This is a genomic window from Kaistella palustris DSM 21579 (assembly GCF_000422265.1).
Taxonomy (GTDB): domain Bacteria; phylum Bacteroidota; class Bacteroidia; order Flavobacteriales; family Weeksellaceae; genus Kaistella; species Kaistella palustris.
Map to the genome: position 1 here is coordinate 11,582 of NZ_AULL01000003.1, position 17,667 is coordinate 29,248.

At 42.4% G+C, this 17,667-nt stretch carries 18 protein-coding genes; 10 read left to right on the forward strand and 8 right to left on the reverse strand.

Annotation, left to right across the window (positions count from 1 at the left end; genetic code table 11):
- Positions 1–352: 352 nt before the first annotated feature.
- From H562_RS15275 to H562_RS0100605, 3 genes are all read left to right on the forward strand, one after another.
- Positions 353–1,150 carry a peptidase associated/transthyretin-like domain-containing protein gene (locus H562_RS15275; protein ID WP_051190348.1) on the forward strand — a complete coding sequence of 266 codons (798 nt, stop codon included), beginning with the start codon at positions 353–355 and terminating at the stop codon, positions 1,148–1,150.
- The gene (locus tag H562_RS0100600; RefSeq protein ID WP_051190349.1) at positions 1,150–1,911 is read left to right on the forward strand and encodes a carboxypeptidase-like regulatory domain-containing protein; all 762 of its coding nucleotides are present in this window, start codon (positions 1,150–1,152) and stop codon (positions 1,909–1,911) included. Before H562_RS15275 ends, H562_RS0100600 begins: the two co-directional genes overlap by 1 nt.
- 83 nt (positions 1,912–1,994) lie before the next feature.
- On the forward strand, positions 1,995–2,726 hold the full coding sequence (locus H562_RS0100605; RefSeq protein ID WP_027375740.1) for an SIMPL domain-containing protein: 732 nt from the start codon (positions 1,995–1,997) through the stop codon (positions 2,724–2,726).
- Between the two features lie 129 nt (positions 2,727–2,855).
- Here the strand turns inward: H562_RS0100605 and H562_RS0100610 are convergent, their stop codons facing one another.
- From H562_RS0100610 to H562_RS0100620, 3 genes are all read right to left on the reverse strand, one after another.
- Complete coding sequence (locus H562_RS0100610) at positions 2,856–3,371, reverse strand: GNAT family N-acetyltransferase (protein ID WP_027375741.1); 516 nt, start codon at positions 3,369–3,371, stop codon at positions 2,856–2,858.
- A gap of 78 nt (positions 3,372–3,449) precedes the next feature.
- Positions 3,450–3,671, reverse strand: a complete 222-nt coding sequence (locus H562_RS0100615; protein ID WP_027375742.1) for a PspC family transcriptional regulator — start codon at positions 3,669–3,671, stop codon at positions 3,450–3,452.
- A 114-nt stretch (positions 3,672–3,785) separates the two neighbouring features.
- Positions 3,786–6,065, reverse strand: coding sequence for a GH92 family glycosyl hydrolase (locus tag H562_RS0100620; protein WP_027375743.1), 2,280 nt, complete (start codon positions 6,063–6,065; stop codon positions 3,786–3,788).
- Positions 6,066–6,230: 165 nt separating this feature from the next.
- Between H562_RS0100620 and H562_RS15280 the strand changes: the two genes are divergently transcribed.
- Positions 6,231–6,758, forward strand: a complete 528-nt coding sequence (locus H562_RS15280; RefSeq protein WP_051190350.1) for a hypothetical protein — start codon at positions 6,231–6,233, stop codon at positions 6,756–6,758.
- Between the two features lie 195 nt (positions 6,759–6,953).
- Positions 6,954–7,460, forward strand: a complete 507-nt coding sequence (locus H562_RS0100630) for a hypothetical protein (protein WP_027375744.1) — start codon at positions 6,954–6,956, stop codon at positions 7,458–7,460.
- Between the two features lie 208 nt (positions 7,461–7,668).
- Here H562_RS0100630 and H562_RS0100640 read toward each other — a convergent pair whose 3' ends face one another.
- From H562_RS0100640 to tilS, 3 genes are all read right to left on the reverse strand, one after another.
- Positions 7,669–8,472 carry an alpha/beta hydrolase family protein gene (locus H562_RS0100640; protein ID WP_027375745.1) on the reverse strand — a complete coding sequence of 268 codons (804 nt, stop codon included), beginning with the start codon at positions 8,470–8,472 and terminating at the stop codon, positions 7,669–7,671.
- Positions 8,473–8,637: 165 nt separating this feature from the next.
- Positions 8,638–10,710 carry a protein-disulfide reductase DsbD family protein gene (locus H562_RS0100645; protein ID WP_027375746.1) on the reverse strand — a complete coding sequence of 691 codons (2,073 nt, stop codon included), beginning with the start codon at positions 10,708–10,710 and terminating at the stop codon, positions 8,638–8,640.
- 14 nt (positions 10,711–10,724) lie between these two features.
- Positions 10,725–12,047, reverse strand: a complete 1,323-nt coding sequence (gene tilS, locus H562_RS0100650; protein WP_027375747.1) for a tRNA lysidine(34) synthetase TilS — start codon at positions 12,045–12,047, stop codon at positions 10,725–10,727.
- A gap of 92 nt (positions 12,048–12,139) precedes the next feature.
- Here tilS and H562_RS0100655 point away from each other — a divergent pair, with 92 nt between their 5' ends.
- From H562_RS0100655 to H562_RS0100675, 5 genes are all read left to right on the forward strand, one after another.
- Positions 12,140–12,976, forward strand: coding sequence for an OmpA family protein (locus H562_RS0100655; protein WP_027375748.1), 837 nt, complete (start codon positions 12,140–12,142; stop codon positions 12,974–12,976).
- 98 nt (positions 12,977–13,074) lie between these two features.
- Positions 13,075–13,722 carry an O-methyltransferase gene (locus H562_RS0100660; protein ID WP_027375749.1) on the forward strand — a complete coding sequence of 216 codons (648 nt, stop codon included), beginning with the start codon at positions 13,075–13,077 and terminating at the stop codon, positions 13,720–13,722.
- Positions 13,723–13,740: 18 nt separating this feature from the next.
- A complete protein-coding gene (locus H562_RS0100665) occupies positions 13,741–14,457 on the forward strand; it encodes a C40 family peptidase (protein WP_027375750.1) in 717 nt (238 codons plus the stop codon).
- Position 14,458: 1 nt separating this feature from the next.
- Positions 14,459–14,944, forward strand: a complete 486-nt coding sequence (locus tag H562_RS0100670; RefSeq protein WP_027375751.1) for a DUF1648 domain-containing protein — start codon at positions 14,459–14,461, stop codon at positions 14,942–14,944.
- The gene (locus H562_RS0100675) at positions 14,941–16,191 is read left to right on the forward strand and encodes a 3-deoxy-D-manno-octulosonic acid transferase (RefSeq protein ID WP_034690306.1); all 1,251 of its coding nucleotides are present in this window, start codon (positions 14,941–14,943) and stop codon (positions 16,189–16,191) included. The genes H562_RS0100670 and H562_RS0100675 overlap by 4 nt, the downstream gene beginning before the upstream one ends.
- Before the next feature lie 92 nt (positions 16,192–16,283).
- Here the strand turns inward: H562_RS0100675 and H562_RS0100680 are convergent, their stop codons facing one another.
- Both H562_RS0100680 and H562_RS0100685 read right to left on the reverse strand, forming a co-directional pair.
- Positions 16,284–16,895 (reverse strand): deoxyuridine 5'-triphosphate nucleotidohydrolase, encoded by a 612-nt coding sequence (locus tag H562_RS0100680; RefSeq protein WP_027375753.1) that lies wholly within the window; start codon positions 16,893–16,895, stop codon positions 16,284–16,286.
- Positions 16,895–17,647: a glycosyltransferase family 2 protein gene (locus tag H562_RS0100685; RefSeq protein ID WP_027375754.1), complete on the reverse strand. Its 753-nt coding sequence runs from the start codon at positions 17,645–17,647 to the stop codon at positions 16,895–16,897. The genes H562_RS0100680 and H562_RS0100685 overlap by 1 nt, the downstream gene beginning before the upstream one ends.
- Between the last annotated feature and the right edge of the window lie 20 nt (positions 17,648–17,667).

Genomic DNA, 17,667 nt, shown 5'->3' on the forward strand with positions numbered 1-17,667 from the left:
TCCAATCCCGCTGAGGCGGGGATTTCCTCTGCAATCCCTTACGCAGACTCCATTTCTGCAACCACTATCAAAATAAACGAAGCAATTCTGTTCCCAGAAATTTTAAAAAAGATCCGCACGAATTGGTCAGGCTGCAAAAAAGTATGCGACATATTTTTCTTTTCTTTAAATCAATAAGTCCAACATCAAACCGTGTATTGCAGCTGCGAATTTCCGGAACTTTAACAAAAACAAAAACGCCGTTCTCTAAATTACTCACAAAAGCCGTTAAAGTCCATTAAAGTTTTAAAGTAAAATTTTAAAGAATTATTGACGCGTCCCAATATGAAATATATTTACGTAAACAAACGGTATGACGCAAAAATTACTCATTCTCTTTTTTTTCATTACCTCGCTTTCACTCTTTTCTCAGGAATATATCTTTGGTAAAGTCTCGTCTGAACTGAGCGGCGAACTGCCGGGCGTTATCATCCTTAATGTACGCACGGATGAAAAAACACTGACCGATAAAGACGGCAATTTTATGGTTGCTGCCAGAAATTCCGATGAGCTGAGGTTCATTAAAAATAATTTTGACCGCCTTTCGGTGAAAATAACTGCTGCTTCATTTTCCCAGCCGCTTCTGGTGTCACTGGAAAAATCGCCTTTTCTTATCGAGGAAGTGGAACTTGCTTACCATGTCAGCGGAATTCTAAAAAAAGATGTCAAGGCACTCGATGCGCCGACGCGCGTTACCGCGCTCAATTCCAGTCTGTCAGCTTATATGCTGCGTCCGCCAACCGAAGCGGCACCGGCACTTTCTACACCTTCGGCTTTTGCTCCGCGTAACTACAGCGCCGGACAGATCAATATGATTGGGCTTGCGTCTGCAGTAGCCGGTCTTTTGCGTAAAATAAAAGATCCGCCGCTCACCACAGCGAAATACGCCGAAACGCAGGCGTTTTACCGCAGGATAAAAACTACACTCGATTTAAGCTTTTACACCAATCGCGGTTTCGATGAGGAAGAAATTGACCGTTTTCTGATCTATGCGGATCAGTCTTATTCGCTGGCTAAAAAATACCGCAAAGATTTTAATATTGCGGCGATTACTGCCGACATGCTGATGGCGTATCAGGAATATATCAAAACGCATAAAGTCGGTTCCTGATGTTTCGGATCGTCTTAATGGCGTTTTTGTGTTTCGCCACAAATATTTTTGCACAGTCAGTTTCCGGTACGGTGACCGATGAAGATCATTACGCTTTGCCAGCTGTGCTGGTTTTTAATCTGCGGACCGAACAGAAAACCTATACCGATCTCACAGGAAAATTTACGATTGATGCAAATGAAAGTGACGAACTCCGCTTTGTCCGTGCAGGTTTCGAAAGGAATTTTACAATTATTCGTCCCATGGATCTTTCCGGCCCGTTCACAATTTCCCTTACAAGAACAGCGCAGGAAATAGAAGAGGTTCAGGTTTCTAAAATTAAACTGACCGGTGATCTGAATGTTGATTCGCGAAACCTTACTAAGGCAGACCGGACCGCCGCCGTGGAGGCTGCAGTTGGCGTTCCCGGACCGCCGGAGAAACCCCGCGAAACCCCGGCGGATTTCAAAAAGAATGTTCTGGGAGCACTCTTGAGTTTAAGTGTTCAGCCGCAGGCGATATACGATCTGATCAGTGGCGATGCACGGCGGCAGAAAACCGCATACAGGTACGAAGATCTTCAGGACAATATTTCTTGGATCCAGGCGCACACCGACGAGGAATATTTTGCAAAAATGGGAATTCCAGCCGATAAGATCACCGCTTTCCTGCAGTTCTCAATGGCTGCCCAACCGGAACTCACCGCTGCCATCCGAAAGAAAAACATTTCCCGTGCGCTGTTTCTGCTGGAAGAAACGCTGCCCAAATTCCTGAATCGTTGACGGGATTTTGATGTTAAGGGCAACGGATCTTTTATTATTTATTACCTTTAATACCAATTGTAAAATCTTTTAAAAATAACAGAATGAACAGAAATATAATTGCCATCGCCATTGCCGCCGCCGGATTTATCATCGGGCTCGCTTTTCTGGGCAGCGCCATTAAAAACAGAAATAAGGCAGACAACACGATTTCCGTTACGGGATTGGGAACCAACAAATTTACATCAGACCTTATCGCCTGGAGCGGCAATTTCTCGCGGAACAGTTTTGAGCTGAAGTCTGCGTACGATGAACTTGCCAATGATAAAAAAGTGATCGAAAATTACCTGGTTTCCAAAGGAATTCCAAAAAATCAAGTAGTGTTTTCCGCGGTGGATATTCAGAAACAGTTCAATTACGGCAGTGATGCCAACGGCAGAAGTACGCAGACATTTGCAGGATATCAGCTTTCACAAACCGTTTCTATCGACAGCAAGGACGTGGCAAAAGTCGAAAACCTATCGCGGAATATTACCGAGATCATCAACCTCGGAATTGAGTTTACCTCATCGCCGCCGAATTATTTTTACACAAAACTCGCCGATGTAAAACATCAGATGATTGCCGATGCCACGAAGGATGCAAAGCAGCGCGCCGAAAAAATCGCTGAAAATGCGGGGGCAAAACTTGGCGATCTGAAAAAAGCTACCATGGGCGTCACCCAGATCACCGCGCCAAATTCTACCGAAGAATATTCCTACGGTGGAACTTTCAATACTTCATCCAAAGACAAAGAAGCGAGCATTACGATAAAACTCGAATACGAAGTGAATTAGTGACTGAGGTCATCTTTTATAGACGCTCACACACTTATTTTTGAGGAAAAGATAGGTGGCTCTTCGGCCTTTTACCAATGAAGGTTTATTTATTTAAAGGGAACGCGGCAGAAGCTAATCGGAAATGACTTAAAAGGCATAAACCACGTCGTAAATTTCTTCTTTGATCAGTGGTAGGTTTTCAGGTTGCCAGCTGGCAAGAAGCCAAAGGTCCAGCTTGTTCTTGTCCGGTTCATAGGCGGGTTGGCTGTAATTTTTATCGATGATTTTGAAGCCGTTTCGCTCGTAAAAGCCAATCCTTCTTTCCGCAATTTCATCTAATGTCGCCGGTTCCGACTCCAGCACAACGTGCGCATACTTCCTGCAAAAATCCTGAATGATGGCGGAACCATATTTCAGGCTTCGGTATTCCGCAAAGATCTCAAAATGTTCGATGAAAGTAAAGTCTGTAAGTTCCCAGGTAATGAGATATCCGATATCCTCCAATTCTTTCAACACCGAAAATATCTTCACCTTCTGGTGATTGAACAGACTTTTGAACTGTTTCCCGCTGCGCCGCTCATCTGCCGGAAAAGTGTCGCAGTAAGACCGGTAAATTTTCGCTGCACGAAAGTCCTCCGTAGAGGAAATCTGTATGTATTCCATAAAAAAGTGAAAAGAATTATGTTTTGCCGAATCAACAAAGTTCGCGCCGTTGATTCCAGAGTGACTGGAAAATTGCAGTTAAAGGTCGAAGACGCTAGGTCTGCGCGTGATGAACATATCCTTGATCCAAAGGGTAAAAGCCAGCCCCAAATAGATCAGAAAAAAAACGCCGGCTGTAGCAAAAGTTGAGTAAATAAAAAATACCCGCAGCTTGGAGACCGGGATCCCGAGTTTTGCGCCCATTCTGGTGAGTACCCCAAACCACTGTTTTTCCAGCGTATGTCGTAGATTGTTCAGCATTTTTTTAATGAAAGATCAAAGGTAATTATTTAATATGGTTGTTTCAAAAAGTTAATAAACTGAAAGGTTGCGGCTTTGAGGACTTAAATTTCCGGTAAAAGTTTTAAAATATTTTCAGTGTGTTGCGCTCATGGTAAATATGATCTCACCGCCATTTGCAATATCGGCATGTTTGAGTATGTGATTTTTTACTTCCTTTCCGTTGACTGTAACTTTGGAAACATACATGTTCTTTTCAGACTGGTTTTCTGTTTTGATGTTTAAGGTTTTGCCGTTCTCTAAATTGATCTTCGCTGATACTATAGCCGGCGAACCGAACTGGTACTCGTCGGAGCCCGGTAAAACGGGATAGAATCCGAGCGCGGAAAAAACATACCACGCACTCATTTGTCCGGCATCATCGTTTCCGCAGAGTCCGTCGGGACCGGAAGAATACATTTTCTGCATGATGTTTCTTACGCGCGCCTGAGTTTTCCAGGCATCATTGGTATAATTGTAGAGATACGGAATGTGGTGTCCGGGTTCATTGCCGTGCACATAATTTCCTATGATGCCATCGCGGGTTATATCTTCATTTTTCTCAATATATTTTTCTGCAATTTCGGTGGTGAAGATCTCATCCAGATGTCTGGAGAATTTTGCTTTGCCGCCCATCATCCTGATCATTTCGGGCACGTTCTGCGGAACATATAAACCGTAATTGAATGCATTGCCTTCAATGAAACCCTGACCATGCGTATCCATAGGATCGAATTCTTTTTTAAAGGTGCCGTCGGAAAGTTTCGGATGCATAAAACCGGATTTGGGATTGTACACATTCCTGTAACTTTCGCTCCTTTTCAGATATACCGCTTCTGTGTTCTGATCGCCGGCTTTTTTCGCCAGCTGTGCGATGCACCAGTCATCATAGGCATATTCCAAAGTTTTTGAAACCGAAGAACTGCTTTTGTCTTCAGGCACAAAACCGTATTTCAGGTAATCGCCAATACCGTCGTAGTATTTTAAATTTGATGAGGTAACTGCTGCTTCCAGCATTTTGTTCAGATCCGCATCGGTCATGTTTTTTGCGGCCGCATCTGCCAGCACAGAAACCGCGTGATAACCGATCATGCACCAGTTTTCATTGGCGTAATGACTCCAGATCGGCAGCGCTTTGTGTACGCTGTGGCGTGCGTGAGAAAGCATTGATTTGATGAAATCGTTGTTTCTTTTAGGTTGAATGATGTTATAGAGCGGATGTAAAGCGCGGTAGGTATCCCAAAGTGAAAAGATAGTGTAATTGGTAAAATCTTTGGCATTGTGAATGTTTTGGTCGACGTCCAGATATTTTCCGTCCACATCCTGATAGAGAACAGGCGACATCATGGTGTGATACAGCGCGGTATAAAAGATTTTTTTATCACTTTCGGTTAAGGTTTCCACTTCAATCTTCGAGAGTTCTTTCTGCCATTTCGCCGCGCTTTCCTTTTTGATTTTTTCAAAGTCCCAACCCGGGATTTCGGCTTCCAGATTTTTCATCGCTCCCGACGTGGAAACACCCGACAATGCAAACTTGATCAGTATCGCTTCGTTTTCAGCGGTATCAAAATCAAAATAAGCGCGGATCTGCCGGCCTGCAAATTCGGGGAAGTTTTCGTTTTCATTGAACTTTCTGTAAAAACCGTTGTATTCTACTTTTTCATAGCGCTTTCTGCCATAACTTTTGAAGGGCTTCGAAAACTTCATGGCGAAGAATACTTTCCGCGTTCTTGCCCAACCTGTAGTTTCGCGATAGCCGACCACTGTTTGGTTATCCTCGACCCTTACAAATGTCCACACATTTTTATCATCGTAATTATAAATATTAGACATCAGATCCAGAATAATATGGGAATCGGTGGACTTGGGAAAAGTATATTGGTGAAAACCCACGCGCTCGGTGGCGGTAAGTTCGACTTTAATGCCATAATCATCAAGTTGGACTTCATAAAAACCTGGGCTTGCTTTCTCGGTATTTTTTGAAAATCGTGAATGATAACCGCTTCGGGGTTGACCGGCTTTGCCGGGTTCCAGATTTAATTTTCCTGTCGTGGGCATCACCAGAAAATCGCCGAGATCAGAATGACCTGTTCCGCTGAAATGCGTGTGCGAAAATCCGAAAATGGTATGGTCATCATACTGATAACCGGAACAGTAGCGGTATGTTTCGGGATTGTATTTACCGTCGATAGCGTAAGGTTCCTGATTGCTTTCGGGAGAAAGCTGAACCATGCCAAATGGAGTGGTGGCACCCGGAAATGTATGTCCCATATTCTTTGTCCCGACAAAAGGATTTACATATTGCGTAAGGTCCTGTGCATAAGAGATCTGTGCAAGTAAAAGGGTGAGTGCAAGTAGCGTCTTCGGGATGTTCATACAAAAAAAGTTTCTCAAATATACTTAAAAATGCGGTTGTTATAATTGTTGAGATTTTCCGTTTTTCCGGCGACGGGCAGGACAAGTTAATTTCGCAGAAACGGTTCGTATTTTCACTTTGGAATAATGTTCGCTGAGTTCCTGCCACTATTAAATCTTTAAAAAATGAAAAAATTAATTGTCCTCCTGCCGGTGCTATTGTTTTCCTGCAACAAGAAAGAGGCGGTAACCGAAACGTCTGCTAACCGGGATTCGGCTGTCGCGGTCGATCACAATGAAGTCGAAAAACCTTTCGATTCTACCGCAACAGGAATTACGACGCTGCCACATGAACCGGCAAAAAATGCATCAGCTACCTTTCGTGTGGCTGAAGGAAACAAGATCATCAAAACCATCAACGGTGACGCAATTCCGCTCAAAATCAGCGACGAATTCACCACAGATGATCAAAGCTATATCCTTAAAATAAAAAATTTCACCAACAGGAAGATTACCGGCAAAATTGTTCCTGAAAATTCTGCAATGAATATCCGTTTCAATCAGATCAAACTTGCAGACGGAAGTTACGATGGACCATTTGGGCGCGAAATTAGTTACGACGTACCAAAACCCGGCGAGATCTGGCTCCTTGTTTCCAAAAGCAACATGGCATCGGGCGAGACCCGCGGCAAATTCACCATCGGGCTGAAATAAAAAATCCGCGGCAGGAAATTTCCCGCGGCGGACTTTACATATATATAAAAAAGGATGTGCTGAACTTGGTTTAGTTTTGTGATGCGGTGAATAATACAATTATCTCTCCAAGTTCCGGTTGCAAAAGTTAATCTTCTGTTAATAAAATCGAATGGTATAATATCTGTTTACGCTAGCTCATTAAAATTAAAAGTTATGAAAAATTTATTTTTATCGGCAGTTGTTGCCACAGCGACTTTGGCCGGCTGTTCCACAGTTTCCTCGATCCTACAGAACACATTTCCTTATAACGCTACCGTTTTGGTTACGGCGGGATCTCCGGCAAATACAGAACTTTCCAGCGTTTCTGCCGGCCAAAGTGTGAATCAGCTTTTGGGGTCAGGCGCCAATGTAAAGGATATCAGGGTTTCCAATGCAACGCTGTCTGTAAACTCAGGCACAAGTATGGGCGTTTTCAAATCGGTAAAAGTATACTTATCCAACGGCGGCAATAACCCGGTGCTGGTCGCTTCCCGCGAATCCATTCCCGATAATGTGGGAAATTCCCTTGCCATGGATGTGAATACCACCAACACTTTAGATAATTTAATGAAAACAGGAACCGTAGAAGCAAGGATCGTATACGTGCTGAAACAATCGCCGACTTCTGACATCTCACTGAAAACATCCATCGGGTTCAACAGTGTGCCGGTAACCAATTAAATTTCAGTCAGGAGCGCGAAGATTTTCGCAGCGTCCGGAAACTGTACCGGCTTTCGCGGCTCGCTTTTTCCCGCAGTTTGCAACCGCAGAAAAAGAGCTCAGACAAACCGCTCAATCCGGGCTATAATCACGGAATTGTCTTCTTATCACATAAAAATAACCAGCGCAAAAACGTTGGTTATTTTTTTATATCTATTTGAAAAAGCCGCTACTTCTTTGCGATCATCCTGTCTAAGCTTTCCAGAATTTTTGCGCTCTCATATTTTAAACCGTACAAATGTTCACCACTAAATTCTATAAATTCTTTCGGGTCGGAAGCTGCGGAAAAAACCGTCATTCCCTGTGAGAAAGGAACATCTTTATCTTCTTCGCTGTGAATAAATAGTTTAGGAATTTTAGTCATTCCTTTGATATCTTCTTTTGCAGAATAAGGCGAAACAAAACTGTTTTCTAAATAAGATTTATATTGTGGCGCGTAAACTGCGGCAATGTCGCCGAAAGAAGAAACCGTTCCTTCCAAGACCAAACCGCTGATTTCTGACTCATGATTTTTGGCCAGGTGCGTTGCGATCTGTGTTCCCATTGAAGCGCCGTAAATAATAATTTTTGTGTGTTTAATTCCCTCTCTTTTGGACATCTCATTGAAGAACAACTCTCCGTCACTCGCAATGTTTTTATGAGTTGGCGTCCCGGATGATTTTCCATAACCGCGGAAATCGACCATAACAACCTGAAAATGATCTTTCAGTAAAGGCATAATGATTGGCGCGTAACTGCTCACATTTCCACCAGCGCCGTGAAAATAGAATATGGTTCCTTTTGGTTTTTGATTAGGCTTTAAAATTAGTGCAGTAATGGTATCGTTTTCAACAGGTAATTTTACATTTTCGATATTCGACCATTCGATCGGTTTTAAACCTTTCCCCGGAAAATAAAATTTGTCATCCATTTGTGCAGAAACGAAAGTGAATTTTACAAGAATCAGAAGCAGTACTAATAGTTTTGTTTTCATGTTATTTATTTATAAAGCGAATATAGGAGAACGACTTTATTATTTAAAAATAACAATACCGAACCGTTATTTTTAATGGCTGATCTGTAGTATTTAGTACAAATCTTTTCATTTCAAAAAAAACCGACAATTACTGCCGGTTATTTTTAGATCAAGACTTGAAGACTATTTTTTGTTCTTCTTAAAATAATCAATTCCACACTCCAGAAACGCTTTGAAATCCTCTTTCGGCATATATCCCGAAACCGGCGTGTTGATCACTTTTCCGTCGGGGTTTACCAGAACGTAATGCGGCTGCGAATTGTTATTGAAATTGATCTGCTGGAAAAGGCTCCATTTATCACCAATCGTCTTTACTTTTTTCTTCTGTCCGTTGCCCATATCGATTGAGGTTTGCTCTTCTTCAGGCAGCGCTTCCTTATCATCCACATAAAGCGACGCCAAAATCACCTCATTCTGCAGGATCGGTAAAATATCCGGTTCGCTCCACACAAACTCTTCCATTTTACGGCAGTTCTCACAACCATAACCTGTGAAATCGATGAGCAGCGGTTTGTTTTCTTTTTTCGCCAGTTCAATGGCTTTAAAATAGTCATGTTCAGGATGCATGCCTAAAATCCCATCTTTCTCATCGTGAATATAGCTCACATTCAGCGGCGGCAGAATTCCGCTCAGGTACTGCAGTTTCGGTCTTTCGCCCGGGAACAAGCCCTGAATCAGGTAAATTACAAAACCGATCCCTAAGACGCCAATTGCTTTTCTTGTCAGTGATATCTTCGCTTTTTTATCGTCGTGCGGAAATCTGATCAGCCCGAAAAGATAAAGAACCAAACCAATCGCAATCAGGATCCAGATCACAATAAACAGTTCTCTCTTCAGGAAAAAAGTTTTCGAAACAAGATCTGCTTTCGACAGGAATTTTAATGCCAGACCTAATTCTATAAAACCCAGGCCCACTTTTACGGTATTCATCCAACCGCCGGATTTCGGCAGACTTTGCAGAGCTTGTGGGAATAAGGCCAGAAGTCCAAATACGATCGCCCAGCTGAAACCAAAGCCGGCCAGCGCATAAGTCAACAACATGGGAACATTTGCAGAACCGGTAACGGCGCTTCCGAGCAAGCTTCCGAGGATCGGACCGGTGCAGGAGAACGAGACGATCACCAAAGTGAGCGCCATGAAGAATATCCCGATAATCCCGCCAGCGTCCTCAGCTTTCGATGACTTGTTTGCGATAGAACTCGGCAAGGTAATGTCGTAATATCCAAAAAAACTTCCCGCAAAAAATAAAAAGATAACAAAGAATGCAATATTCAGCCAGACACTCGTGGAAATCTCATTGAAGATGTTACCGGCAATACCATCAATAATATGAAACGGAACGCTCAGCAGAACGAAAATGATCAGAATAAAAAAGCCGTAGATAAATGCATCCCGTTTGCCTTTCGCCTTGTCTTTAGAACCTTTGGTGAAAAAAGAAACGGTAAGTGGGATCATTGGGAACACACATGGCGTGAGAAGCGCGATCAGTCCACCGAAAAATCCGAGCAGCAGATAAGTCCAGAAGTTCTCGCTGTTTTCCTGTTTCGCGATTCCACAGTCTGTCTGCGGATTTTCGAAATCCAGCGATGTCACTTTCAGGCCTTCCTGTTTGGTGGCAAATGGCGGTGTATCCGTTGCTGTTTCAGATGTGCTGCTTAAAATAGTGTCCGCCGGAGTGGTTTCAGCTGCCGGACCGGCCACTACTTCGGCCGTGGTGTTTGCTTCCGCGGAGACGGCAGGTGTTACTTTTTGATCAAATTCCAGCGTATTTGGCGCAAGACACACGCGGTCGTTACAGGTCTGATAAGTGATTTCCGCGGTTACAGTAGCGGGCTTAGCACCGTTTTTAAGTGTGAATTTCTGCTTAAATAAAACCTTATCAGAATAATAGACGATCTGCGCACCGAACGCCTCTGAAAATTCATCATGTTTTTTTCCGACTTCAACTACCTTTCCGATCAGGTTGATTCCTTCTTTGGAACTCAGTTTCATTTCTGTCGGTATCCCCGAATCTTCCGGCAGGTCCTGCGAATATATGTGCCAGTTTTTCTCGATAGTGGCCGTGAGAACTGCCTCATATTCGTTATTGGGCAGTGAATTTATATTATATTTTAACTTAACGGGATCTTTAATTTGAGCACTTATTCCCTGAAATAAAAAGAGTACGATCAGGATTAACCAGTTTTTAAATTTCATTTTCTATCTTTTACTTAATTCGGTTTGTTGTTTGCGGGCCGGGTTTCCAGCGAAATTACTTCTACGGTATCAGGTTTGGCCGCAAATCTGCGGTCCTGCCGAAATGGCAAAATTCCCAAAACGTGATCTTTTGAATCGCGCAAAATCCAGGTTTTCTGCCGGGCTAAAATAGGGATTTTTTCATCCTTAAAAAATTTGGCGACTTTCTTTTTGCCGGTCATTCCGATCGGGTAAAAGAAATCACTTTGGTTTGGTGTGGTTATTTTTAAAGGAAAATGCAGAAGCGCAGCGTCCAATTTCCAGTTTATATTTCCAAAAGTCTGCAGTCCATCCCGCTCATCACTCGGCAAAATAATTTTGCTTCCGGTGTTTTTAAGAATCATTTCAATATTTTCAACCGGCAAATCCTGGTGACCGATTTTATGTAAAACCAAAGTATCACTGTCGACCAACAGCCGATATTCAGGAGAAAAAAATGATTTTCCCGTTTCAGCGGTCTGTATTTTCTGAATTTGGGTTTTATCATTAAATCCAAACTTGCGCAATATTTCCAACTGCGCGAAATCGCTTTCCGCGAAAAATTCTTTCCTACGGAGAAATGTCAGTTCCCCTTCCTGATATAGAATGCGGCATTCAGTTTCTGCAATCTTTTCCTGCACATAGTTTTTTGTCTCCTTTAAGTAGGTGATGCTTTTACCGAAATTTTCGAGAAAATTTTGATTTACCTTCAACAGGTCGGGCACAACAGTATTTCTGATCCGGTTTCGCAGATAAGTATCTTTCTTATTCGAAAGGTCTTCACGGAAATCAATGCCGTTGCTTTCGGCAAAACCGTAAATCTCTGCTTTTGAAAACTTTAAAAGTGGCCTTAAAACTGCGTTTTCATTTTCGGGAATTCCACTAAGTCCTTTTATGCCCGCCGCTTTCGAAAGGTTAATGATAAAGGTTTCCAGTTCGTCATTCAGATGATGTGCCGTAACAACGAAACCGATGTTTTCTTTCGCTTTTATCGATCTAAAGAAGTTGTAACGCAGTTCCCTGGCCCACATCTGAATGGAATTATCCGGCCGAGCGTCGTCGGGAGAAACGGTGTAAAGATGAAATGGAAAACGGTACTTTTTACAATATTTTTTTACAAGTTCTTCATCAGCATCGGAGTCTTTTCCGCGCAATCCATAATTAATGTGAGCAACCTGAATATCCAGCCCCAGTTCATTAAAGAAATGCAGCAGAACCATAGAATCTACACCGCCACTTACGGCAAGTAAAAACCGCGAGGTTTTAAAATCTGCGCAAATACTTTCCAAAACTCGTTGAAATTCGGCTGAATTGAGCAATTTTTAAGGATTTTTTAAGGAATATTTAGCAAAGATAATTCTTCTTTCTAAATTGAAATCTCTATTTTTGGATGAAATAAAAATCGAACATTATGAATTTAGGAAAAATTGGAGCAGTTCTGGGTGTGGCAGTTATGCTGACCTCCTGCGTGAGCCAAAAGAAGTTTGACGCTTTAAACGAAAATTACAACCAGTGTATTACCAATGTTGGTGAAAGACAACGTGAAATTCAGGATCTTAAAGGAACCAATGCCGGACTGACAAGTGAAAACGCGCTGTTGAACCGCCAGAATGAAGCGCTGAAAACATCACTTGATGCCTGCCTTTCCAATACCGGAAAAGGTTCTGCAAATATCGACAAGCTTATTGGCGAGATCAATTCCTCCAACAAATACATCAAACAACTTATTTCAACCAACGCGAAAAATGACAGCTTAAACCTGGCACTTTCAAACAAACTGAAACGCTCGCTGGATAACCTTGCTGACAACGATGTGCAGGTGAAAGTTCTGAAAGGTGTGGTGATGATCTCACTTTCCGACAAAATGCTTTACAAAACTGGTGACTACAATGTATTGCCTGCCGCACAGGACGTTCTGGGTAAAGTAGCGCAGGTGATCAACGATTACGATACTTACTCCGTACTCATCGAAGGTAATACCGATAATGTGCCGCTGAATTCTGCAAATCTGCCGAAAGACAACTGGGATCTTTCTGCCCTTCGTGCCACTTCTATGGCCAAAATCCTGCAAACAAAATTCGGTGTGAATCCCGCAAGAATTACCGCAGGCGGCCGCTCGGAATACAATCCGAAAACCACGAATGCTTCGGTTTCCGGCAGAGCGGAAAACAGAAGAACCGAAATCATCATTATGCCTAAGCTTGATGAGTTCATGAAACTGATGGATATCGCGCCGGTTAAAAACTAATCTTCGCATTCTATATATATACAGCGCTGTTAGAGCTCCGAGCTCTAACAGCGCTTTTTGTTTTAAATTCTTAAATTTGACTTCATATTTAGAATACCATGAGTTTTTTTGAAGAAAAATGTCCGGAAATGGACCGCTATCTCGAAAGTCACGCCTCCGCGGAACCGGAAATGCTGAAAAGGCTGCGGAAAGAAACCTTTCAGAAAACCACACAGCCACACATGATCTCGGGTTATCAGCAGGGACGTTTATTGACCATTTTTTCGAAAATGTTGCGGCCCCAACGTATTCTCGAGATCGGCACATTTACGGGTTATGCCACTTTATGTCTCGCCGAAGGATTGACTGAATCCGGTAAGATCACGACCTTAGACATTAATGAAGACCTTGCATATCTGCCGCGAAAATATTTTAGTGAGAGTAAATTCAACGCACAGATCGATTTTCAGATCGTAAATGCCCTGGATTTTTTACAGGATACAACTGATGTTTTTGATCTCGTTTTTATTGATGCTGATAAAGAAAATTATACCGAATATTTTACTCTCTTAAAACCACTTTTACAAAGCGGTTCTGTAATAATTTTTGATAATGTACTCTGGTACGGAAAAGTTTTGGAAGAGAATCCCGATAAAAAATCCACGCAGAAAATTCAGGAACTAAACGATATGATCGCGAAAGACAGCGATTTCGAAAATCTTATTTTACCTTTACGCGACGGTGTAAATCTGCTCCGGAAAATTTAATACTCAGAGTTTGTTAGCATGAATAAAGGAATTTGTAAAGTTTCAGTCGCGCCGCTTCGGGCCGAAGCCTCGCATCAGTCGGAAATGACCTCGCAGTTGCTTTACGGTGAAACACTGGATATTCTGCAGACCGGCCGCAGATTTTTGAAAATTAAAATGCACTTTGACGGCTACGAAGGCTGGGTTGACGCACAACAGATCGCCACACTTTCCGACACGGATTTTGCCGCCCGCAAATGTACAGTTGCCACACAGCCGGTTGGGATCTATGAACTGGCAGACGGACAAACCTTGCTTTCCATAGGTAGCGACATTAATTCTAAAACCGATATTACGCTGGAAGGTCCGACCTGCGAGACTGTTTCAAACACTGCAAAGCTGTTTTTAAACGTGCCTTACTTATGGAGTGGCCGCAGTTTTTTCGGTATCGACTGCAGTGGATTTGTACAGATGGTGTTCAAATTGCACGGTGTGTCCCTGCCACGGGATTCCCGCCAACAGGCCGAAATGGGCGAAGTTCTGAGTTTTATAGAAGAAAGTAAACCCGGTGATCTTGCTTTTTTCGATAATGACGAAGGCGTGATCACTCATGTCGGCATCATGCTGCAGGATCAGAAGATTATTCACGCGTACGGCAAAGTCCGTATCGATTCGCTGGATTCTTCGGGTATTTTTAATGAAGAGCTGAAAAAACATACGCATAAATTGCGGTTTCTGAGAAGTATATTTGGATAAGATGAAAGCACTTTCCTTTTTCCTGAAGATAATTGCCTTTGGAATTCTGATTTTTATCTGGGATTATATCTTCATTCATTATCGTGAGCTTCCGGCGGTTATTCCGGTGCATTTTGATCTTCAGGGAAATGCTGACGGTTATGGAACTAAAATGCTGGTCTGGCTGGAGGCCGGCATCGCGGCTGTACTGTATTTTTTTCTGTTTTATCTTTCTAAAAACAGTGAGTCTGTTTTATTGAATCTACCGGCAAACATTAAAGAAAATCCGCAGACCGCTGAAATTGCTGTCGATGGTCTTAACATCTTGGTAATGATTGTTTTTGCAGTCATAACTTACGAAAGCATTCAGGTGGGACTGAGTATGCAGAAGGGTTTAGGAACCGCGAGTAATTATATTTTGGGTGGGATTTTTCTGTATGTCGCTGTAATTTTAATTTATTCGTGGCAGCTTTCCCGCAGGGCTAACGCACAAAACCAAGAACTGTGATCCATTTTTACAACTTCTTTATACGTTTGCTTGTTGCATCGATGAAAATTGGTGCCGTCTTCAATTATAAACTGAAAAAAGGACTGGCCGGCCGGCGCCAGAGCTGCGATCTGGTAAAAGCAAATTTATCACCCATTGATAAAGTCATCTGGATGCACGCTGCAAGCCTGGGCGAATATGAACAGGGACTGCCGGTCCTGGAGAAACTTAAAGCCAGCCTTCCGGACCGTAAAATTCTGATCACTTTTTTTTCACCGTCAGGATATGATCAGGTCATTAAAAAAAATACAATTGCAGATGTGGTTTGTTACCTGCCTTTCGATACCGAAAACTGGGTTCAGGAATTCACCGCAAACTTTAAAACTGAAATATTTTTCACAGTTAAATATGACTATTGGTATCATCTGCTGAGAAATCTCAGGGAAAACGGCGCAAATGTTTTTGTAGTGTCCGCACTTTTTTATGAAACCCAGGTTTTCTTCAAAGCTTATGGGAAATGGTTTGTAAAGCAGTTGAAGCGCAACGTGGACTGGTTTTTTCACCAGACCTCACATTCTACCGCTTTGGCGAAAGGAATCGGGCTGAAAAATTCTTCAACCGCAGGTGACACGCGTTACGACAGAGTGAAGAAATTGCGCGACGGTGATACTTTTCTGAATTTTATTGATGAATTTAAGCAGGAGGACAAAACGGTGGTATTCGGCAGTTCCTGGGAATCAGAAGAGAGGCTGGCAGAATTATTAGCCGCTAAATCGCGCGATGTAAAACTCATTATTGCACCACACGACCTGAAAAGGGTGGCACATTTGAAAACCATTTTTCCTACGGCAATTTTATATTCGCAAATCGAAAATGGCACGGTGAAAAATTTTCACAATTCGCGCATTCTTATTATCGACTGTATAGGTTTGCTTTCGCGGCTTTACAGTTATGCCGATGTCGCGGTGATAGGTGGTGGTTTTCATGCAAAAGGACTCCATAATATTCTGGAGGCTGCCACTTTTGGAATACCTGTTTTTTTCGGAAATCAGTACACCAAGAATCCGGAAGCTGACGAGATTATTGCACGTAATGCCGGCAAGTCATTTGAAGACGAGTTTTTCGCGGCCGCTTATATTTTAGGACTTTTAGGAGATGATGCGGCGCTGAAAAGTATGGGTAAAAATGCGCAGACTTTTATTGATGAACAGCCAAATGCCTCGCAGTTTATTACCGACCAGATCTTAAGGAATACACACGGGATATAATCTCATCAAACCCCTTTTACTAAAGTTGCTCTCACGCGGATAACAGATCTCCCAATTGATTTCGGAATTTTTCTAGTCTTTGCGTAGCGCGTTTATTTTAAAAGTCCGTCCATTTTTAATCCTTTTAAGATATGGTCGATGTCGTCGGGAATTACGTCGGGATTTAACCAGCTTAAGAACAGGCCGTTGTGTAATGCAAGATCTTCTAAAGCATTGTTTTGTAATATTTGCGTCCGAACATCCTGAAAATTCGCCCTTAGTTCCAGATAATAATCACTGTCTAGTTTTTTAGTCAGTACCATTGCGCGGAAAAGTTTGTTCAGAAAATAAATGTAAAGTTTGTAGTGGTCGCCGCTTTTAGGAAGATTCTTCAGCGTTTCACTCATCAAAAGAAGGTTTAGGGAGACTTCACCAAATTTATCTGTTGTAATTTTCACGTGTTCGGTGATTTTCGCGCTGATCTTTCGCAAGGCAGGAAGAAAATATTTGGTTCGGCCATATTTTGTTGAAGCGTATTTTACTTCTGTTTTTATTAATTCTTCGAGCGCATCTCTTTTCTCATCCACAGTTTCCTCATCGATGAGTTCAAAATAAAGCCGGTGCGCCAGGATCCGGTCCTTTCGCAGCAGGCGGATTATGAGTTTATCTTTTTCTTTTGAGCTAAAGTTCGAGATCGCTTCCTTAAACTCTTTTGAAAATTCCATTAATTAAAAAATTTTGAATATTTCATAAATCCATTTAAAGCCCAGTTAGCAGTATAATAGAGCGACTTTATGGTAGAAAATTTCATATAGTCTTTATATACAAGGTATTGGTCTTTCATAATATGCGTTTTTTTACGGGAAATACTGGTAGCGTGCATTCGGTATTTTGCCAGCGTTCTGTTCAGTGGTTTGCCTACAGGTATTTTTTTGAGCAAATTGAGCCACATCACATGATCCTCACGTTTGCTGCCAGCCGGGAAATATACTTTGCCCACTCTTTCGGAATCATACATTGAACTTAAGAGCGACAGCCGGCACGTTTTCAGTAGGTTATAAAAAGTCACTTCCTTATCTGCTTTAAAATCCGCGATTTCTGGATTTAAATTTTCATCGCAGCGTGCGTAGTTAGAGTAGGCGAGTTCGGCTTTTTCCTTTATCATGAACGAGATCATTTCTTCCAGAAAAGTCGGCTCCCAATAATCGTCTGCATCTAAAAAAGTGATATACCGGCCAGAGGCTTTTTCAAGAGAGATGTTGCGCGCCCGTCCTGCGCCACCATTTTGGTCGGAACATGTGATTTTTATTCGATGATCATTCAGATTTGTTAATATGGCGGCGGAGTTATCGGTGGATCCGTCGTCTGTTACCAACCATTCCCAATCGGAAAAGGTCTGGGAGAGCACCGAGTTCGCTGTTTCTTGCAGAAACCTGGCGGAGTTATAAACCGGCGTGATAATGGAAACCTGAGGCATAAAATGGTGTTGCTGCAAAT